The 20,993-nt window shown below is 30.9% G+C and carries 23 protein-coding genes and 1 riboswitch; of the genes, 4 read left to right on the top strand and 19 right to left on the bottom strand.

Going from position 1 to position 20,993, the window contains the following annotated elements; all coding sequences use genetic code 11:
• Nucleotide 1 precedes the first annotated feature (1 nt).
• A riboswitch (cobalamin riboswitch) is annotated at nucleotides 2-179 on the bottom strand.
• Between the two features lie 52 nt (nucleotides 180-231).
• Together crcB and B5E75_RS00725 are read right to left on the bottom strand one after the other, a co-directional pair.
• Entirely contained in the window at nucleotides 232-600 is a 369-nt protein-coding gene (gene crcB, locus B5E75_RS00730; protein ID WP_087356905.1) for a fluoride efflux transporter CrcB, read from the bottom strand.
• Complete coding sequence (locus B5E75_RS00725; protein WP_087356904.1) at nucleotides 593-2,287, bottom strand: MraY family glycosyltransferase; 1,695 nt, start codon at nucleotides 2,285-2,287, stop codon at nucleotides 593-595. Before B5E75_RS00725 ends, crcB begins: the two co-directional genes overlap by 8 nt.
• A gap of 177 nt (nucleotides 2,288-2,464) precedes the next feature.
• Between B5E75_RS00725 and B5E75_RS00720 the strand changes: the two genes are divergently transcribed.
• Nucleotides 2,465-3,616 carry a DUF871 domain-containing protein gene (locus B5E75_RS00720; protein WP_087356903.1) on the top strand — a complete coding sequence of 384 codons (1,152 nt, stop codon included), beginning with the start codon at nucleotides 2,465-2,467 and terminating at the stop codon, nucleotides 3,614-3,616.
• A 44-nt stretch (nucleotides 3,617-3,660) separates the two neighbouring features.
• Here B5E75_RS00720 and B5E75_RS00715 read toward each other — a convergent pair whose 3' ends face one another.
• The 15 genes from B5E75_RS00715 to B5E75_RS00645 all read right to left on the bottom strand — a co-directional run bounded on the left by B5E75_RS00715 (nucleotide 3,661) and on the right by B5E75_RS00645 (nucleotide 16,513).
• Nucleotides 3,661-4,428 (bottom strand): AIM24 family protein, encoded by a 768-nt coding sequence (locus B5E75_RS00715; protein ID WP_087356902.1) that lies wholly within the window; start codon nucleotides 4,426-4,428, stop codon nucleotides 3,661-3,663.
• A 37-nt stretch (nucleotides 4,429-4,465) separates the two neighbouring features.
• On the bottom strand, nucleotides 4,466-5,161 hold the full coding sequence (locus B5E75_RS00710) for a DNA/RNA non-specific endonuclease (RefSeq protein WP_087356901.1): 696 nt from the start codon (nucleotides 5,159-5,161) through the stop codon (nucleotides 4,466-4,468).
• Complete coding sequence (locus B5E75_RS00705) at nucleotides 5,161-5,706, bottom strand: flavodoxin domain-containing protein (protein ID WP_087356900.1); 546 nt, start codon at nucleotides 5,704-5,706, stop codon at nucleotides 5,161-5,163. The genes B5E75_RS00710 and B5E75_RS00705 overlap by 1 nt, the downstream gene beginning before the upstream one ends.
• Nucleotides 5,703-6,227 carry a hypothetical protein gene (locus B5E75_RS00700; protein ID WP_143746934.1) on the bottom strand — a complete coding sequence of 175 codons (525 nt, stop codon included), beginning with the start codon at nucleotides 6,225-6,227 and terminating at the stop codon, nucleotides 5,703-5,705. Before B5E75_RS00700 ends, B5E75_RS00705 begins: the two co-directional genes overlap by 4 nt.
• Nucleotides 6,228-6,232: 5 nt before the next feature.
• A complete protein-coding gene (locus tag B5E75_RS00695) occupies nucleotides 6,233-6,769 on the bottom strand; it encodes a dihydrofolate reductase family protein (RefSeq protein ID WP_087356898.1) in 537 nt (178 codons plus the stop codon).
• 101 nt (nucleotides 6,770-6,870) lie between these two features.
• Complete coding sequence (locus B5E75_RS00690) at nucleotides 6,871-7,950, bottom strand: ABC transporter substrate-binding protein (RefSeq protein ID WP_087297241.1); 1,080 nt, start codon at nucleotides 7,948-7,950, stop codon at nucleotides 6,871-6,873.
• Entirely contained in the window at nucleotides 7,931-8,737 is an 807-nt protein-coding gene (locus B5E75_RS00685; protein ID WP_087244987.1) for an ABC transporter permease, read from the bottom strand. Before B5E75_RS00685 ends, B5E75_RS00690 begins: the two co-directional genes overlap by 20 nt.
• Nucleotides 8,734-9,576 carry an ABC transporter permease gene (locus B5E75_RS00680; protein WP_087356897.1) on the bottom strand — a complete coding sequence of 281 codons (843 nt, stop codon included), beginning with the start codon at nucleotides 9,574-9,576 and terminating at the stop codon, nucleotides 8,734-8,736. The genes B5E75_RS00685 and B5E75_RS00680 overlap by 4 nt, the downstream gene beginning before the upstream one ends.
• A 1-nt stretch (nucleotide 9,577) precedes the next feature.
• A complete protein-coding gene (locus tag B5E75_RS00675) occupies nucleotides 9,578-11,155 on the bottom strand; it encodes an ABC transporter ATP-binding protein (RefSeq protein WP_087356896.1) in 1,578 nt (525 codons plus the stop codon).
• A gap of 17 nt (nucleotides 11,156-11,172) precedes the next feature.
• Nucleotides 11,173-11,706, bottom strand: coding sequence for a helix-turn-helix domain-containing protein (locus B5E75_RS00670; protein WP_087244984.1), 534 nt, complete (start codon nucleotides 11,704-11,706; stop codon nucleotides 11,173-11,175).
• 148 nt (nucleotides 11,707-11,854) lie between these two features.
• Complete coding sequence (locus B5E75_RS00665; RefSeq protein ID WP_087356895.1) at nucleotides 11,855-12,802, bottom strand: 3-hydroxyacyl-CoA dehydrogenase family protein; 948 nt, start codon at nucleotides 12,800-12,802, stop codon at nucleotides 11,855-11,857.
• A gap of 1 nt (nucleotide 12,803) precedes the next feature.
• Nucleotides 12,804-13,103, bottom strand: a complete 300-nt coding sequence (locus B5E75_RS00660; protein WP_087356894.1) for an AtuA-related protein — start codon at nucleotides 13,101-13,103, stop codon at nucleotides 12,804-12,806.
• Between the two features lie 2 nt (nucleotides 13,104-13,105).
• Nucleotides 13,106-14,455, bottom strand: coding sequence for an acyclic terpene utilization AtuA family protein (locus B5E75_RS00655; RefSeq protein WP_087356893.1), 1,350 nt, complete (start codon nucleotides 14,453-14,455; stop codon nucleotides 13,106-13,108).
• Nucleotides 14,452-15,192: a carbohydrate deacetylase gene (locus B5E75_RS00650; RefSeq protein WP_241146590.1), complete on the bottom strand. Its 741-nt coding sequence runs from the start codon at nucleotides 15,190-15,192 to the stop codon at nucleotides 14,452-14,454. The genes B5E75_RS00655 and B5E75_RS00650 overlap by 4 nt, the downstream gene beginning before the upstream one ends.
• Nucleotides 15,182-16,513 (bottom strand): PTS sugar transporter subunit IIC, encoded by a 1,332-nt coding sequence (locus tag B5E75_RS00645; protein ID WP_087356891.1) that lies wholly within the window; start codon nucleotides 16,511-16,513, stop codon nucleotides 15,182-15,184. The genes B5E75_RS00650 and B5E75_RS00645 overlap by 11 nt, the downstream gene beginning before the upstream one ends.
• 164 nt (nucleotides 16,514-16,677) lie before the next feature.
• Here B5E75_RS00645 and B5E75_RS00640 point away from each other — a divergent pair, with 164 nt between their 5' ends.
• The 3 genes from B5E75_RS00640 to B5E75_RS00630 are packed head-to-tail and all read left to right on the top strand — an operon-like array spanning nucleotide 16,678 to nucleotide 19,150.
• The gene (locus B5E75_RS00640) at nucleotides 16,678-17,901 is read left to right on the top strand and encodes a neutral/alkaline non-lysosomal ceramidase N-terminal domain-containing protein (RefSeq protein WP_087356890.1); all 1,224 of its coding nucleotides are present in this window, start codon (nucleotides 16,678-16,680) and stop codon (nucleotides 17,899-17,901) included.
• Nucleotides 17,902-17,961: 60 nt separating this feature from the next.
• Nucleotides 17,962-18,711: a MurR/RpiR family transcriptional regulator gene (locus B5E75_RS00635; RefSeq protein ID WP_087356889.1), complete on the top strand. Its 750-nt coding sequence runs from the start codon at nucleotides 17,962-17,964 to the stop codon at nucleotides 18,709-18,711.
• A 13-nt stretch (nucleotides 18,712-18,724) separates the two neighbouring features.
• Nucleotides 18,725-19,150 (top strand): acyl-CoA thioesterase, encoded by a 426-nt coding sequence (locus tag B5E75_RS00630; protein WP_087356888.1) that lies wholly within the window; start codon nucleotides 18,725-18,727, stop codon nucleotides 19,148-19,150.
• Between the two features lie 260 nt (nucleotides 19,151-19,410).
• Here the strand turns inward: B5E75_RS00630 and B5E75_RS00620 are convergent, their stop codons facing one another.
• On the bottom strand, nucleotides 19,411-20,199 hold the full coding sequence (locus B5E75_RS00620) for a Cof-type HAD-IIB family hydrolase (protein WP_087356887.1): 789 nt from the start codon (nucleotides 20,197-20,199) through the stop codon (nucleotides 19,411-19,413).
• Nucleotides 20,200-20,979 carry an HAD-IIB family hydrolase gene (locus tag B5E75_RS00615; protein ID WP_087356886.1) on the bottom strand — a complete coding sequence of 260 codons (780 nt, stop codon included), beginning with the start codon at nucleotides 20,977-20,979 and terminating at the stop codon, nucleotides 20,200-20,202.
• Nucleotides 20,980-20,993 lie beyond the last annotated feature (14 nt).

Raw genomic sequence — 20,993 nt, 5'->3', positions numbered from 1 at the left:
AGTGTATTCCAAGATGTTGGCATGTATTCCGGCTCAAGTTCAACGTCTTAGCACCTTCCCAGTTTCCCAGTGGTATTACGCTTTAACTCCCTTTCACGGCTGCGGGACAGCTCAGGATTTTCACCTGCTTCCATTTTCATGAAATACTTCTATTTCCAACCAACAAATTCATAAACTTTTACATCCACATTATATACCATTATTTCCAAATAATAAAGAAAAAAGAGCCTTTTAAAAAGCCCTTATTCCTACAATCATTTTTCCTAAATATACCCCCATAATACATCCTACAACACTGATTAAAGCATAAATGATTGCCATAAAAATCATACCATTTTCTAACAATGTTAAAGTTTCTAGTGAAAATGTTGAAAAAGTTGTGAATCCTCCACATAACCCTGTTTTTAAAAAGAGATGGATTTGTGAAGACAAATATTGTTTTTCAAATAAGCCAACAACTACTCCTATGATAAAAGCTCCCAGCAAGTTTGTGATTAATGTTAAAACTGGAAAAGAACTTTTGATAGGCAATAAACTTAAAGTATATCTAAAGATGGATCCTATGGCTCCACCTAGTCCTACCCACAAGAACTTATCCATTGTCACTCTCCATTGCGACAACACTAAACTTTTGATCTTTTTCAATCAAAGTTACAGTCGTCGTATATTGTAAAGCATTGAGTATTGGATTCACTTCATTAAAAGTGATTTGAACTTTCACATCATAATAACTATAATCTTCTAAACCAGATAAAGCTTTATAAGAAGGGACATTAGACAAAATATCATAACGGATAACTTCTGGAGGATTGATATATTGTTGATTATCTCTATAATATTCCTGTTTAGCATAAGCTGTAAAATCGTCTTTTTTATCAGCATAGAAGTAATCAATTCCACCTATCTTCCCTTCTTCTTTATTAGATAGTGTATAATAATCACTCACAAAATAGGCCGCTACTAATTGTCTTTCCGCTTTTTTATCGCCACGATTAATCGCTGTTACTAACTGATTATAAATATCACTCATAAGACTTGTTTCATTTTCAGATTCTACATATTCTATAGTTATCGTTTTTTGTGGAATAGCTTTTTCTTCATGATTTAAAACAAAAACCATTGAAAAGACAATACCTATCACAATAATCAATATAACAGCATATCTTTTTTTAGCTTTTCGAATAATCTTTTGATATGGTTTTGTATCTTTAATAGATGGTAAATATTCACTTTTAATAAAAATATTTAAAATTGTTAAAAATGGTTTATACTTACGATCAATCATATTGGTTGCTTCTACAAATAATTCAAACAATAACATTAAAGCTACAAATAAAATAGTTGCACCTACTTTATCAAATAAATAAAGATATGAACATAACGAAAACAAAACTGTCACAGTGTATAAAATCAAAACACTCTTAGTTTGACCTAATTCTAAAGAAAACATTAATTTATGATGAAGATGGTTACGATCAGCTTCACTAAAGCTTTTATGATGAACTTTACGACGAATAATTGCAATAAAAGTATCCATGATTGGTACCATTAAGACAACAATAGGCGCACCTAAAGTAAAGAATGAAGAACTTTTATAACCAAATCCAAGTAATGAAATAACCGCAATCATAAAACCAATAAATAAAGCTCCACAATCCCCTAAGAAAATAGAAGCAGGATGAAAATTATAAACAAGAAAACCTCCAATAGCACCTGCCAAAAGCAAAGATAGCGATGATATATCCGTACGTCCATATGTTAAAGAGGTTAATGAAATTGTCACTAAAACAATAATAGAAATACCTGCACATAATCCATCTAATCCATCTATCAGATTAATCGCATTACTGATTCCTACAATCCATAAAATAGTGACTAAAATAGCCAAGGCATAGGAAATAGAGTCTGGCAAAAAAGGTAATGTAAAACCTTTTAAAACAATATCTCCATAAATAATCACAACCAATGCCGCAATAACCTGACCCAACATTTTTAATTTAGGTGATAAGTCATGAATATCATCGTAGAAACCTGTTAAAAAAATGATAAAGCCACCAATCAATATCGCATTAATTTGAATATCTGTTTTCAAAAAAATCATTGTCCCAATTAAAAAACTAGCATAAATCGCGTAACCACCAGTTCTGGCAATGATTCCTTTATGAATGGTTCTTTTATTCGTATGAGCAATAATCCCAAGTTTTTTTGAAACTTTTCCTACTATAGGAACAAGAATTAAACTAAATATGAAAGTTACCACAAATGATAAACATATTTCCAAACTCATGATTTTTCGCTCCTTTCTTACATTCTCTATCTTTTGTTATATCATAAATCCATGATTTTGCGAAGTCCTACTCCATATATTTTTCATAAGAAGCGTGAATTTTAAATGTCTTTCTATCTTTTTCTTAAAGTCTATTACTAAAGATGTTATAATGATTTTATAAGGAGGAAAATGAATATGCACAAATTAGGTATTTCTGTATACCCTGATAAAACACCAATGAATGAGGTATACGCATACATGGAAAAAGCTGCAAAATTAGGTTACAGTAGAATTTTTACATGTTTTTTATCAATTCCAGATGAAGAAAGAGAAAGTTATTTGGTTGAATTTAAAGAATTCATGAAAAAAGCTCATGAATTAGGATTTGAGGTAGCTGCTGATACAAATCCACAAGTTTTTGATTTAATTGGAGCAACACCTGGTAATTTAAAACCATTTGCTGATTTAGGATTAGATATTATCAGAATGGATGGTAACTTTGGGACACAAGGTGATATTCAATTAACACGTAATCCATACAATATTAAAATTGAATTTAATGCCAGTATGGATATGGGTGTAGAGTTATTAATCAACAATGGTGGTAATAAAGATCAAATCACTATGTGTCATAACTTCTTCCCAGAACGTTATACTGGTTTAGATTTTGACTTATTTATGGAATATAATCGTTATTGGAAAGAATTAAATTTGCACACTGCTGCCTTTGTTTCTAGTAACAATGAACATACAATCGGGCCATGGCAAGTTTTCTGTGGTTTACCAACTGTTGAAATTATGCGTGGCTTACCAATTGATTTACAAGCACGTTATATGTTAGCAACTGGAGATGTTGATGATATTTTAATTGGAAACTATCCAGCAACTGATGAAGAATTAGAAGCTCTAGCTAAAGTCAATTTACAAGCTATTGAAATTAGAGTGGATGAAGCTGAAGGTATTAGTCAAAACGAAAAAGAAATCATGTATGATTTTGCCCCTCATTGGGATCGTTATGATCATTCATCATTTATGTTACGTTCTTCATCACCTCGTGTATGGTTCAAAGCTAAAAAGAGTGTACAAGATGGAAACATGGGAAAAGATACTCAAATGAATGTAGAATCACAATCTATTCCATATAGAGATCCCGGTAAAAAAGTCTTTACACGTGGAGATGTATTGATTGTTAATGATAATTTAGCACACTATCGTGGTGAACTTGAAATTGTTTTAACTGAAATTCCTAATGATGGTGAACGTAACTTAGTAGCTACTGTAAAACCTGAAGAATTAATGTTGTTAGATTTCATTAAACCTGGACATCATTTTAAAATCTTAAAGTAAAAAAACAAAGGATTGAAAGTTTCGTTTTCAATCCTTTTTTATACCTATTTTCTTGATTCAACTGGTGCAATCAAAACTTTTCCTGTGCCACGATAAACATTGACAAGGCCTTCACCAGATGCTGCTGATCCTGCTAATGTTTTTCCAGAACGTTCTACTTTGAACTCAAGAGTTCCACTCCATGCAATAGCCATATTTCCATCAATTTTTAAAACATCATCTTTTAAAGTCACTTCAATAAGTTCTTCTTGTGGACATTCTGATTCTAAACATACAATACCAGAACCTTCTATTCCAAGATTAAATAACCCTTCATTTCCCATTGTCGCTGATGATAAATTAGAACGCATCACAGCTTTATGCTTTAATTTTGCATCACAAGCTAAAAATAAACCATCATCTAATACAACAGATTGATTCCATTCATCAAGATCAAGCAATAAAATATGCTTATATGTAGGTTCTAATACTAGAACTCCATCTCCTGTATATTCTGGTTTAATTGCTGATTCACCAGTCACTTTTCCTCTTACCGCTTTAGATAACAAATCACCTACACCCTTTAATCCTGTTGTTGCATAGACATTGCCAACCATCCATTGCATGGCTCCTGCCTGTACCACAACATTAGCTTGACTAATATCACAAATAACCTGTCTTTTACGAATATTCATTTCACTACAAAAATAAGCAGTTTGTGCATGATGAGGCATCACACTTAAATCACGTTGATATTCAATAATTTGAAAAGGTCCTTTTTCATTAATGATTTTCACATCGTTATTATTTGTAAAATTAGAAATTGTAAACATTATAACATCCCTCCTTTTCTTTATTATATCATACATCCTATTCAAGTGAACTTTTTCCAGTCTGATAATCAATTTTTACTTGAGGTTGAACATTATAAACAAACACATTAAATTCAATATCCAATCCTTGATCTTCTACTGACATAGCTTCCATCAATACACCATCAGCCACCAGATTATCTCCTTCAAAAACAGGTGTCACACGATACAACACATGATTTCCTGTATCTTTCACATAGTCAGCCACTTCATTTTCAAAAGGTAACATGCCTTCCGTATTCATATATCTTGTGCCAGTGATTAAATTCTTTTCATTTGCATTTTCTCCACTTAACTGATAACCAATTAAATGACATCTGTTATATAAATATTTTCCATCTACAAAATCATATTTCTTTGTTTGCCAACCAGATGGTTTAATCATCCCAATACTTCCTCTTTCTTTGGTTGGCATAATATCTTCTCCAATATTCGCAAAAGCAACACCACAACGCCCCAAATCATCTAATGGACTATATTCTTCAAAAGATTTTGTGGTGAAATCACCCTGATCAAAATAGGGTTCATTATCATTAATAATCACATAAGGTTTCCCATCATATTCAGGAATATCTTCAAGATCACTTGCATAAGAAACTGTTGATTGATGATATTCAACACCAACATAACCACCAGCAGCAATAATCAAAGCAACAAATAGTTTTACAAATTTCTTTTTATATTTTCTTTTCATCATAAATCCTCTTTTATCATATTATTAATATCTTTAATTATAGGTTTTAACATATCAAAATCAACAAAATTGACTTGCTTATGATATGTTTCCATCATAGCTAAGTCTTCAGCTGACATCTTTTCTCGTGCTTTCTTTTTAATCATTGTATACAAAAGACTCATCATTGTCTTATGTTTAAAGTTTAATTTTGAATAATCAATACCACCACGTAAATGATATATTATTGTTGTAGCCATCAAAGATTTTGGTATTTGACGCTTCAAAGATTGTCTAATATTTTTAATGTTTTCTTCATCTGTTACATCAGCTAAGCCAACTGTTACAACTATTAATTTTATCTTAGAATGAATTTTCTTTTGAAAGTTTTTAAAACCTTTTAATCCACCCGCATACAAACCACCTAAATAAACAACAAAATCATAATGATCTATTGTGACCAAATTTTGTTCATTTTCTATTGGTAATCCTGTTTGTTTAGATAATTCTTTGGCATATTGTTTTGTTGTTCCATACTGACTCCCATAAACAATAATTCCTTTCATGATTTACTTCCTTTCATGACTTCAATAGCATTTTGTACCTGTACAACATTTATAAGATTTTCTAACATAATATATCTATGATAACGTCTTCTTCCTGTATAAACAAATTCACTGAAAATAATGGTTCCCAGACCATTGTTATGAATTTTAATTTCCATTGGTGGCAAATCATTTCCATTATATATTTGTATTTTACGACCTTTTTTAATCATTAATTTTTTATTGGTAATGACATAAAATGTTTTATTTCTTAAATATATCTTTTGAATTATTTTTCCAAAAGCCATATAGAAACCAACACAAACAAAAGGTATCATCCATATAATCAAAAATAATGTAGGCTGCATGAATATAGCTCTTATAAAATTTAAACAAAAAAACAACCATACAATTCCAAATAAACTCACAATAACATCATTACCTGTAATCAAATGCCCTTTTTCTGGTTTTCCTTTCCATAAAATATACTCATCCAACATCAAATAAGGCTTACAAAAATCATATTGTATCATATCTTCCATATCATTCATTCCTCTCTATGTACATAAACCAATTCCATCATTCCATTGTTTTCTCTATAATGAATTAACTTTAAAGGTACAGAATAATATTCACTTTGAAATAATCTTATCCCTGACCCTAACAAAATTGGAATCACTGTTATATAATATTCATCAATCAGTTGGCTTTTTAAAAGTGGTTGAATCATTTGTGAACCACCACAAATCCATATATCCTTCCCTTGTTTTTGTTTTAACTTAGAAACAATGTCTTGTGGTTTTTCACTTGTAAAAATTATATTGTGAGTAGAGGTTACCTGTTGATGTGTGACAACATAACTTTTTAGATTAGGATAAACCCAATGTTCTGGTGATAATTCCGTTATAATTTGATGATAGGTTTTCCACCCCATAATAACAGTATCTATATTTTTTACAAATTCTTCAAAAGTATCTATAGCATCTTTTTGTCTATCTAGACCAGCTAACCAATCAACTTTTCCATACTGATCTGCAATATATCCATCTAAACTCATCGCAATAAATAAAACAACTTTTCGCATAACTCACCTCAACATCTCAAATTATAACACGCTCTATGTTACCCGTCTATGATTCATCCATCAAAAAAAGAAGATTAGCCATAGGCCAATCTTCCCCATCTTTATTGAGCATTTGAAGCTGCGATTTTTACTTTACTGAAGTAATCTGAAATGATTTTACGAGTTGCTTCATCATATTCAAAAACTTCATCTTTATCATTACCAGTTCTAGGTACGTAAGCATTAATTCCTTCATAATCTCCACTTGCTAATTCATCCATAACTTCCTGATTAGCAGAAGTATATCCTACAAAGCTTGAATTATCCATAGCAGCTTCATAGCTACAAGCATAGTTAATAAATTCATGTGCTAATTCTACATTTTCAGCATTCTTTGGAATCACCATAGCATCACTCCATAAGTTTGTTCCTGTTTCAGGCATATAGAATCCCATGTTTTCATTTTCACTCATAACATAAGCAGCATCTCCAGAATAAATCAATCCTAAAGCTTTTCTACCTTGAGCCATGTTATCAATAATTTCATCAGTGACGATTTCTGGTTCCATTGTTTCTACACATTTCACTAACCAGTTATAAGCTTCTTCTAATTCTTTTTCATCTTTTGTATTCATTGAATATCCTAAAGCTTTTAATGCCATCATGAATGAATCACGTTCAGAATCATATAGATAAATATCTCCTTTGTATTTAGTATCTAAGAAAATATTGTATCCTTCTTTTTCTAAGTCAGCTTCACTGACTTTTGTTTTGTCATAAACAATTCCTACTGTTCCCCAGAAATATGGAATAGAATATTCATTGTTTGGATCATATGGTAAACCTTTGACAGCATCAACAAGCTCATCCATACATGTAATCTTATCTTTATCTAATTTTTGAATTAAATCTTCTTGAATTAATCTTTCAATCATATAGTCACTAGGAACTAAAATATCATATGGTTCTCCATTTGCGACTTTAATATACATAGCTTCATTTGAATCAAAGTAATCCACAACGACTGTTGCGCCTGTTAAATCTTCAAAACCAGAGATAAAATTTTCACCCATGTATTCTCCCCAGTTATAAAGGTGTAATTCTTGTCCGGCATATGGCTTATCTGCATTTGAATCCCCTCCACACGCTGTTAAAGTAAACATTGTTGCAACCGCTAATAAACTAGTTAATAACTTTTTCATCTTTTTTCTCCCTTCTTGCTTTAATTAGTGGTACTACATTGATAATCACTAAGACTACCGTTATCAATACTACGACAAGCGTAGATATTGCATTGATTGTTGGGTTAACTCTCTTACTCATTGTATAAACCATGATACTTAAGTTTTTAACCCCTCCTCCTGTTACAAAGTATGAAATGATAAAATCATCAAATGACATTGTAAAGGCAATTAAGGCTCCTGATACAATACCAGGCATAATTTGTGGCACTAAAACTTTTGTTAAAGCTTGCCATGGTGTTGCTCCTAAATCCATTGCCGCATCAGATAGATTTGGATCTAGTGAACGTATCTTAGGCATCACACTTAAAATAACATAAGGTATACAGAATGTAATATGAGCAAGTAACATTGTCATAAAACCACGTTCTATATGAAATGTAATAAATAGTAACATCAATCCAATAGCTGTCACAATTTCTGGATTCATAATTGGAAAATCATTTAACTGCATCATGACTTTTTTAACAATCTTGCTTGATTTTGATAAACCAATGGCACTAATTGTTCCTACTATTGTCGATACAATTGTAGCAATCACAGCAACTGTAATTGTGACATATAATGATTCCATCATATCTCTATTTTGGAAGAGTTTTTCATACCAGTTTAAACTAAAACCAGTAAAATGTGTTAATGATTTACTTTCATTAAAAGAGAAGATAACCATAAATACAATTGGTAAATAGAAGAATAAAATCATCAGAACCATTAAAATTTTACCAATAATTCTCTTATCTTTTTTCATGATTCCTGATTCCCTCCTCCACTATTACGTTCATCAATTTTTCTAATTGCATACATACAAACCATCATAATGACTGCCATAATCATAGAGATTGCACTACCAAAGTTCCATTCTCCAACTGTAATAAATTGATTTTCAATCACGTTACCAATTAAGAAGAATTGTCCTCCACCAAGAAGTTTAGGAATAAAGAATGAACTCACTGCTGGTAAAAAGACAAGTGTTATTCCACTGACAACTCCTGATAAAGATAATGGCAAAGTGACACGTAAGAATGTCTGAACTCTGTTCGCCCCTAAATCAGCACTGGCTTCTAATAATGATTTATCCATCTTACATAAAGATGTATTGATTTGTAGAATCATAAATGGAATAAAGTTATAAACCATTCCAAGCAATACAGAACCTTCTGTATATAACAACTCTACATCTTTAAATCCAAAGAAACCTAAAATTGTTTGAGCTATACCCCCATCAGAAAGAATTCCTATCCAGGCATATGTTCTGACTAACATATTAATCCACATTGGTAAAGTAATAGCTAAAACAAGAATATTACGAACACGATCACTGCTTCTTGCAATAAAATAAGCAACTGGATAACCTAAGACAACACAGATAATTGTTGTCTTCACAGCAATCGTCAATGAACGCCATAAGACAAGTAAAAAGTCTGGGTCGGTAAAAAACTTTTTAAAATGATCCAAAGTAAATGTAAAGTTAATGATATCATTTCCACTTGTTGTTAATGAATAGAAAAGAATTAATAACATTGGTAATAAAATCATTAAGATCACCCATATCATATAGGGCCATGCTAATTGTGAAAAACGTTTCATTCTAGAACCCCATCTTTTCCATGACATGAATATCTTCAGGGAAGAATGTTAAACCGACCTCTTTACCTTCTTCCACATAATCTGTTGTATGAATCTTTAATTCTCTACCTTCTGTTGAGAAAGTGACTTTATATGTTCCTTCTTCAATATGTTCAGGATCAAAATCATAATCTACATAAATATCTACAGATTCATCTTCATCATTCAATTTCCATCCTTGAGCATTTGCCCATGTTTTTAAATCTGTATCTAATGCTACAGATTCATCAAGTTCATCAACTGTCTTAAAGAAATTGAATGCCATAACCCCTTCATTCGCTCTTTCATTCTTCACAACAGGTTGATTCACAACAATGATCTTACGTTCTACTGATGTTCCACTTGAAGTCGAGAATGTCACTGCATATTCACCAATTTCTTCTTTTAAATCATAATCAATCTTGCTGATAGAAATATAATCATCTGTTTCAGGATTCCATGCCTGTGCATCAGCACGTGCAATAATTTCAGCATCATCTAATGATTTCACATCTTCAATATCGACATAGAAATCATTGGCACTGATTTTTTCTTTTCCGTTTTCAGATGTCACATCACGATTTCTGATGACATGCATGTTCACAGTTACACTTGTTCCTGGAACTGTTTCAACCATAACTTCATAATGTACACCTTTAAAAAGAACACTTAAGACTTCTCCTGTCATTTTTCCATCTTTGACATCAACAATATCAATATCTTCTGGTCTAATCACAATATCTACAGGCTGTTTTTCCTTGAAACCAAAATCAACACAATCAAAAACAATATCGTCAAATTTAACTTTGTAATCTTCTAACATCACACCTGGAATAATATTACTTTCTCCAATAAAGTTCGCTACATATCTATTTTCTGGTTCATTGTAAATTTCTTCAGGTGTTCCAACCTGTTGAATTTCTCCATCTTTCATAACGACAATCTTATCTGACATTGTTAATGCTTCTTCTTGATCATGTGTTACAAAGATAAATGTAATTCCTACTTCTTGTTGGATTCTTTTTAATTCATACTGCATTTCTTTTCTTAACTTTAAATCCAATGCTCCTAAGGGTTCATCCAATAATAGAACTTTTGGCTCATTCACTAATGCTCTGGCAATCGCAACACGCTGTTGTTGTCCTCCTGAAAGAAGTGTTACATTTTTATTTTCATAACCTTCTAAACCAATGAGCTTTAACATTTTCATAACTTTTTGTTCAATAACATCTTTACTCATCTTTTTGATTTTTAAGCCAAAAGCAATATTCTGATAAACACTCATATGAGGGAATAAAGCATATTTTTGAAAAACTGTATTTAATTCTCTTTTATGTGGTGGAACTTGACTAATTTCTTCACCATCAAAAATGACTTCTCCCTCTGTTGCATCTAAAAATCCTCCTAGTATTCTTAGTAAAGTCGTTTTCCCACAACCACTAGGTCCTAACAAAGTCACAAACTCATTTTCATATATATCAAGGTTGACACCTTTTAAAACAATTTGTCCATCAAATTCTTTCACTATATTACGAAATTGTATTAACTTCTTCTTATCCATAATCATACTCCCTTCTTTTAAAACATTGGTGGTGTTGTGACCCACAATATTTTGGCATCACTTGAACCATTATTGATAAAATAATGACTTTCTTTACCATCCATATAGAATGTTTCTTTTGCTTTTAATCTATATTTTTTATTCCCACGAACTAAAGTGACATTTCCTTTTAAAATATAACCGAATTCTTCTCCATTATGACATTCCATTTCTTTACTTCTTTCATGTCCATGAATAGTTAAAAGAATTGGTTCCATTTCATTTTTCTGAGCATTAGGAATAACCCATTCAATCGTATATTCGTCTTTTTCATCTACAAAAAAATCCTGTGTATGAAAGACTATCTTTTCTTCCTGATCAGATTGAAAGAACTCAGAAAGATTGGTGCCTAGTGCCTCTAACAAATCTTCAAGTGTAGAGATACTTGGACTGGTTAGATTTCTTTCAACCTGTGACAAGAACCCTTTTGTGAGTTCACTTCTTGAAGCCAACTCTTCCAAGGTCAAATCATTTTTAATACGCAAATCCTTCAATTTCTTTCCAATGTCCATATAAACCTCCATGTCACTATACTAAACTTTAAATTCAAAAAATCAAACAACTTTATTATACATATTTCTACCCCTAATGCAACAATAAATTTCATATTTTTAAAATAAAGTTCATAAATATTAAACTTCCATACAAAAAAAGAGAACCTTAAAGTTCTCCTTGATTCTTATATAAAGCATTAAATATCTTTAACAACTTATCATCTCTTTGTTGCGTCGCTTTTTGATCTTTATCCTCTGTATAATCATAAAATCCTTTTTGAGTTTTCACTCCATATTCACCAGCTTGATAATGCTCTTTTAGCAATGTTGGAATATCATGACTATCACACAGATCCTCCATTAAATATTCACTAATATGATAGAAAGTATCTAAACCACCAAAATCTGCCACTTCTAATGGTCCTAAGCAAGCATAACGAAAGCCTAAACCATATTTCATTACATCATCAATGCCTTCTTTTGAAACAACACCTTGTTCTACTAAAGATAAGGCTTCTCTTAATACTGCAAACTGGATACGATTTGCGGCAAATCCCAAAACATCTTTTTGAACAATAACTGGTTTTTTACGAATATCTATGCTTAATTGATAAATAGCTTGAGCAACCTCATCACTTGTATAATCTCCTTTTATAATTTCTATTAATAATATAAGATGGGAAGGATTAAACCAATGCATACCAATAAATCTTTCTGGCTTATAAACTGATGAAGCTAAATCATTAATAGAAATTCCTGAAGTGTTCGTTGCTAGAATAGTATTCTCTTTTACAATTTGTGATATGTCCTGATAAAAAGATTTTTTAATGTCTACATTTTCAATAATACTTTCCACAACAAGATCACAATCTTGAAAACAATCCTTTTGCGTTGTATAGGATAAACTGTTTATGATGCTTTGTGCTTTTTGTACTGTGATTTCATGTTCATCTACAAGTGTCTGTATATTATCCTTGATATGTTTTTGTGCTAACATTAATGCTTCTTCTTTTAAATCATAAATGGTAACTTGATATTCAAATTGAGCAAAGATTTCTGCCATGGAATATCCCATTGTTCCTGCTCCTGCAATGACAATTTTCTTGATTTCCATATTATATCTCCATTTCCAACAATGCACTACCTAGTGTCTTTCCATGCATATCAATAGCTAAAGAACGTGTCACGCCTCCACCTAAAGCATCTTCCATCACAAAATTCAATGCCCCAATACTTTCAATTTCATATCTTGTGATTTTTCCATGAACAATATCATGAAAATAATCCTTTAATTTTTCAGGAGTGACCTTTTCTTTTAATAAAGCATAATCTTCTTGTTTATAAGCTATAAGTGAAATAATAGAAATATTTCCTTTATCCCCTGTTCTTGAATGTGCAATCTCTTTTAATTTCATTGTTATACCTCCAAAACATGAACTGTTATATGAAAGTGATTAACTGGTACAAGTATAGATGCAATGCTAATAATATCTTTAATATTCTTTACTGCACCGCCACCACCAGATGGACCATTTGTATATAACGCTTCTACTTCATTACCAATCATTTGTGCCTGTGCTATGTTTTTGACTCTGGCTGCAACTCTGAGCCTCACTTCTACTGGTGTATATTGATTCATTTGAGTTGATATATCATCATGATACAATGCATTCATTCCTATCATATCATATCGTATTTCTTCATATTTCAATCCTATCATTTCAAAACGATGTTCAAGTATTTCCTTAGCTAACTGAGCCTTTGATAATGCATTTAAACCACCATAACTGATTTGCCCTTCTCCAATATAACAATCATGATAGCCAACACTTGTTTTATAATATCCATTAGGTGCATGTCCCGTTGCTCCACTGATTTTAACACGATCTTTTCCAATTTGTTGGACTTGAACATGTGAAAAATCAGCAATAACATCTGGTGTAAAATATTTTGTAGGATCTTGAATTTCATAGAGTGTCTGTTCTTTTACAGTCTGTTCAGTCACTATACCACCTGTATGTTCTAATTTTGTAACGACACCATCACCATTTTCGTCAACTTCAATAATTGGAAATCCAAGATTCCATAGTTCTGGAACATCTTTATAACCTGGATCAGCAAAATATCCTCCTGTAACTTGCCCAGCACATTCCAATAAATGACCAATCCATGTCCCTTTTCCAAGTTTATCATAATCATCCATAGACCAATTCCATTCATAAACTAATGGTCCTAAAGCTAATGATGGATCCGCTACACGGCCAGTAATGACAATATCAGCCTGATTTTGCAAAGCCTCTACAATACCTTTAATACCAATATAACCATTTGCAGATAAAATCTCTCCATCAATATGATTCAATGGTTCTCCTGTTTCCATGACCTGATAATCCATGTACTCTGAAAGTTTATCTGTGATATCATCACCTTCTACATAGGCAATTTTTAAATTTTTAATTCCTTTTTCTTGAGCCATGCTTTGACATTTATATGCAGCTGTTTTAGGATTTGCTGCTCCCATATTTGTAATAACCTTAACGGGATGGTCTTTAATAGCATCTAATATTTTATCAAAGCGATATTCAAATAAATCATTATATCCTAGTTGAGGATCTTTCTGCTTATTTTTTTGAGCTAACGAAATTGTTCTTTCGGCTAAACATTCAAAAATAATATAGTCAAGATTTCCTCTTTGTATAAGATCTATTGCTGGTTCAATGCGGTCTCCACCATATCCTGCACCTGAACCAATTCTTATTGTTTTCATTGATTAACCTCCTCGTCTAAATAATTTGTTATGATAATTTTGTTTTTTTGTATATAGTCTTTAATCGCTGGATCACATAATACAGCAAGTTCCTGAACACGTGGTAAAGCATATGAACTTTTTAAATATAATTCCAAATCACATTCCCCACAATGTGACATTATTTCTATATCTTGATCTTTATATTTTTCTAATATATGGATAAGCCCCTCTACTGATACATTATCTTTGATAAATTCATTGACAAACTGAAAATGATTATATCGTCTTATTGGTAAATGATATTCTTGTGCAAGCTTCTTCGTTGCTTGAAGATTATTTTGAAAATCATGCATACCATGATGACTATCCAGATGACTAGGCATACAACCAAAGACTTCAATAAATCTTTCTATCTGTGCTTTAAATTCATTATAAACTTCTTCAACATCAAAATAATGATTTTGTAGTTTTGCTGGCTTATAAAAATACCCTTCTTCATCTGTTAATGTCTTATTTTTCGTTAATGATTTTCCTAACGTCAATGTTAAATGAACCCCTATTGATAAATTTGGACAATCTTTTAATAAATTTTTTCCATCTTCAATATAAGGCATATTACATAAAGCTGTTGTAGAACGAACAATTCCTTGATGATATCCTTTGATTATGCCATCTGTCACAGCTTTGGTATAACCAAAGTCATCAGCATTGATAATAACTTTCATATTCAAAAAGTGCAGAATATTATTCTGCACCCTCCTCACTTGCTAGTAATTGTTTATCATATGCTTTAATGAATGGTAAAGCAATAATGACATCTAATACAAGCAAGACAGCCCAGACAAGAATAGCTTTCAAATCCATAGATGCTAACCAAGCTTGAAATGGCCCTGGCACAGTAAATGGTAAAGATACAAAGAATTTTCCTAAAAAACCACTGTCCATTAAGAAATAAACAATTGTAAAATTCAAGTTATTACAAATTAAGAAAGTAATAAGTGTAAATGGATTTAATACTGTTGGCAATCCAAAGATTAATGGTTCATTAATATTAAAGAACGCAGGTACAGAAGCGATTTTCGCAATTGATCTTGCTTGTGAAGATTTACAGAATAACAAAATGACAATCACTACTGCAAAATAAGAAATCCATCCCCCATATACACTATTAACTGCTCCTGCAAAAATACTAGGTAATTCTTTTCCAGCAGCATAAGCTTCAGCATTTAATGTTAAACCAAGTGTTGTTAATGGTGTTGTGACAACTCCAACCATATTTGCTCCATGAACACCAAAGAACCAGAATGTTGTCATTAAAACATTAATAAGAATAATTGATGGTAATGATCCTGTTGCTGAAATTAAAGGTTGGAAAGCAGCATAAATCAAACCAGTAATACCTGTACCAAAAAAGCTAATACATACAGAATTGAAAATCATAAATACTAATAAACTCACGATACCTGGAATTAAGACATTAAATGGTGCTGCCACATTTGGTGGTACTTGTTCAGGTAATTTAATCACCCAATGATTCTTTATAAATAAATGGTTAATTTCGATGACTGCCAATGCTACAACAATAGCTGTAAACATTCCTGAAGCTCCTAAATCTGTTAATGGAATAGCACTCACACTTACTTCTCCACTTGTATAAGTTTGAGGAACACCAGCAATACATAAATAAACAAGTAAAACTGAAATCATATTTGAAATTGTATTCATTTTATATGTTTTACATAATTGATATGCAACACCCAAAACAACATAAACAGAAATAGCTCCAATTGTTAAATAGTAAGGTGTTAATAATGTCGCAGCGTTTGCTGAGGCCCAATCACGCCACATACATAAAAATGAGAAGAAAAAATTTGTTGGTTGTAAAGATGCGTCAACGGGCGGCTGGGCCAATAATATTGCAAATCCTCCAATAATTGTAACAGGTACTAAAACTGTTAATCCATCTCTAACAGCAGCTAAATGTCTTTGCTGTGAGATTTTTGTTGCTACAGGAACAACATATTTTTCTAATACTGCCTGGAACTTAGCCATAAATCCTTTTTGTGTTGAATCCATAATATAGATTTCCCTCCTTTATAATCTGTCATTTTGTTAACCGGTTTCATTTGACATATATAGCGTATCACATTATGAATGGTTTTGCAATATTAAATTTATTTTTTTGAATACTCTTTCATTTTTAGAAAAACTATGCTATACTAAAAGCGGAGGTGGAAATCATGAAAATAGGTTATCATAAATTAGATATTACTCCTCAAAAGAGTGTATATATGGCTGGTTATAATCGTCCTTTTCAATCACAAGGTATTTTAGATCCTATTGAGATTAATACAATGATTTTATCTTATCAGGAAAAATTGTTTGTTATTTCTATTTTAGATTCAATTATTATCGAAAATAGTGTGATAAAACCAATAAAAAATGAGATTTGTCGTGAATATCATTTATCAGATGAGCAAGTCATTATTGGGTGTATTCATACTCATTCAGCGCCAGCTTATTTTCGACCATTTTTTGAAAAAACAACTACCGAAAAAGAACTTCAAAAACAGCTTATTTCACAATTTATTTTCTCTATTCATAAAGCTATGGACTCATTAACTGAAGCAACTATTCAAATAAAACATACTATCATTCAAGGTGTTTATGGTAATAGAAACAAAGTGGATGGCTATGCGGACAAAAATGCATATATTCTAGAATTTATGAATGTCCATTCAAAATTACCTATCTTTTCTCTTATTTCTTTAGCTTGTCATCCAACTATTTTAAATCAATCTAACTATAAGCTTTCTGCTGACTTATTAGGTCACATTAGACAAAAATATCAAAATAAATACCATCAGCCATGTATGATTATCAATGGATGCTGTGGTGATGTTTCAACTCGCTTTTATAGAGAAAAAAGTGGTGAAGAAGAATTGGATCGTGTATCTTCATTAATATTAGAACAATTAGACAATGCCAAAATTATTCAGACATCAATAAATAATTTACAATGGTCTTCATATTGTCATGATTATATTTATACTGGAAAAGATGCATTTATTACAAATGAAATTCCTAAGTTGCAATATGAAATCCAACAAAATCCTAGCGATCAACAGATTCCAGTTAAACAAATGCTATTAAATAATTTAATCTTAAAGCGTGATAAAAGTCCTATGACTTTAACTTTATATAGTCATATTATCAATTTAGGAAATATCATGTTTGTCTCTTTACCTGGTGACATTACTGCAATCTTAGGTAAAAAAATAAGAGATGCCTTTCCTGATAAGCTCATTATCATAATAGGATATTGTGAAAATTATTCTAACTATTTTGTATGCAAAGAAGATTATGGATTATATTTCGAAACATATATTTCAAGATTAGAAAAGGGAAATGCTGATCATTTTATAGAAAACACTATTTTAAAAGCAAAAGAATTATGCAAGTAAGACTATTTCATTTTGCGAAATAGTCTTTTTTTTATTATAATAGCTTTAGGAGATGATACAATGAATCCTTTTGAAAAAATGGAGTTAAAAAAAGAAACATTTACAAAAAAAGAAATGATTATATATGATCTTTTACATAACGATTTAGAAATCATACTAAGAAGTTCTGCTACTGACTTATCTAAAAATTATCATGTTTCTCAGGCAACAATTACACGTTTCTGTCAAAAACTTGGATATGATGGTTTCAATGAATTTAAATTTGATGTCTTTCGCTTAGAAAAGAAAAATACTGATTCGTCTTTAGATAATGAAACATACATTGATTCTTATATACATTTATTCAATATCATTCAAAGTTCTTTAGATTATCAGCAATTAGAGAATCTTGCAAATGATATTATCCAAGCTGAAAATGTGATTATTTCAGGCTTTCATAAAAGCTCTTTGCCAGCTAAAATGTTACAATATAATTTATTTAAATTTAATAAAAAAGCTATCGTTTTAAACAATGACGAGATTCATGAACTTCCTCATATTATTACTTCTCAAGATATTTTCATTTTCTTTACAAATAGAGGAAATGGTTTAAATACTTTAAAACCTCTTTTAAAAGAATCAAAAGAAAATATTCAGTATCAATTAGCTCTTATTACAATGAATGATAAATTATCTATAAAAAAATATTGTGACCAATATATATGGTTACCTTCATCAACCAATCAGAATTTTCAACAATACCTTGAAAATCAAATTGTATTTTTCTTATATATAGATTTATTAACATCTCAAATTGCTAAAAAAATTTAAAGGAGTATAGATTATGCACACATATACACATCAAGTTCAATATTATGAAACAGATAAAATGCAAATTACACATCATTCTAATTACATTCGTTTTATGGAAGAAGCGCGTATTGATTTTTTAAATCATATTGGTTTTGGTTATGATAAGATGGAAGAATTAGGTATTAGTTCTCCTGTTATAGGCATTCAATGTGATTATAAAAAAAGTACGACTTTCCCTGATCTTATTACCATTGAAACAAAAGTTTCTGCATATAGAGGAACACGTCTGGAGATAGAATATACGATGAAAGTCAATGATGACATTGTAGCTATTGGGAAAAGTTTACATTGTTTTCTTAATCAAAATGGTAGACCAATTATTTTAAAAAGATCTCTACCCGAATTAGACCAAATTCTTGTTCAACTTCTTAACGAGGATACAAACAATGTTGAGTGAACTCTTTCAAACTGATGGCTTTCATACATTGATATATCTTACCTGGTTTATTTTGCCTTTTCTCTTTGTGTTTTCATTTGCTTTCGGTATTAAAAATGAAGTACACAAAAAAACTGGCTTTAACTTTGCACTATTAGTTGCCAGTATATCCTTACTTTTTATGTTTGCAATGATATTATTTATGTAGATTTTACATGAGCAGAATGTTTCTGCTCTTTTTATATTATCAATAATACGAAAAAACTAGCTTTGATAGCTAGTTATTCATTAAACATTTTTTCTAATTGTATAGCCACTCCATTTTCCTGAACACTAGGACATATAATTTCTGCTCTTTTTTTAATATCCTCAATCGCATTTCCCATCGCAATAGGATGTCCAACTGTTTCAAACATTTCTACATCATTAGGACCATCCCCAAAACAGTAACTATCTTTAATATCAATATTTAATTCATGTAAGACATCTAATATACCTGTTGCCTTAGATACTTCATTAGAATAAATTTCTAGGCTATGATGATCTGGATGCAATTCGTAAGAAAAAGATTGAAAACATGAAATCGCATAATCTAACTCTTCCTGATTTTTTGTCCATGCTTCCATTTTAACTGTTCTTTTTATAATATCTTCTTCATCATATTGATAACATAAATTATGAAAATCTATATTACAATGAGAATAGAAATCTAATAAACATTGGTTTGACTGATTCAAATAACAAAGTGTTGGTGTCTGCAAAATATATTCAATATTTTTAGACTTTAAACACTCAGTCAATTCTTTAACCGTTTCTGGATTTAAATATCTTGCTGTTAAATCTTTATTATGATATTTCACATTAGCTCCATTTGCTAGTACATATCCATCAAATCCTATTTCCTTTACATTTTCAGCAATAAATCCATAAGGTCTACCACTTGCAACAAAACATAAATGTCCTTGCTTTTGAACTGATTTAATTGCATTTTTCACTTCATCAGTAATACGTCCTAACTCTGGACAAAACAATGTTCCATCAATATCAAAAAATATAATTTTCCTACTCATTTAATCCACCCATCCAAAATGCTGACATGCTTTATAAATCCCATCTTTATCAGCATCATCTGTAATATATGTTGCTTTTGCTTTTAATTCATCAATAGCATTTCCCATCGCAATAGAAGTCCATTCATCACGAAACATACTCAAATCATTCTTCTCATCACCAAATACCACAACATCCTGATAATCTCCACCAAAATGATCAACAATAGCTTTAATTCCTACTGATTTATCTCCTGGTTCAACAAATAAATATTCTTTATGGAAACGACACCAAGGTAATTCCTTTAGAGTTTCTAGTTTTTCTTCTTCTGGAGTAAAACAAGCAATATAAACCTTATATATTTGATCATAATTTCTTGGATCCAATCCTTCTTCAACAACTGTATCCATATAAATATCATGGGTAAAATCATAAAAGCGATTATCTGGTGCTAAACGTCTTGTTTCATTATCTGGTGATATTGCCCAAATGAATCCTTTTTCTTTACATTCATCAATTAATGCTAGACACTTATCATAATCTAAAGGTTTGATTTCAATTAGTTTTTCATTGATAGTGATTCCATTTCCCCCGTCACTCACCATATTTTTAAATCCTAATTCTTTCATATGATTGACTGCCATTGCATAACTTCTACCTGTTGCAATAGCAACAAAATGTCCTTTTGCTTCTAATTCTTTAATTGTTTTTCTCGCTGATTCAGGAACATATTGGTCACCCGGAGTTCCAACAGCTAAAGTTCCATCAATATCAAAGAAAAAATACTTCTTTTTCCCCATTTTCATCACCTCTA

The sequence above is a fragment of the Massiliimicrobium timonense genome, assembly GCF_002160865.1.
Lineage (GTDB): Bacteria > Bacillota_I > Bacilli_A > Erysipelotrichales > Coprobacillaceae > Allocoprobacillus.
The sequence above is the reverse complement of the archived record's forward strand: the minus strand, read 5'-3'. Positions and strand labels throughout refer to the sequence as shown.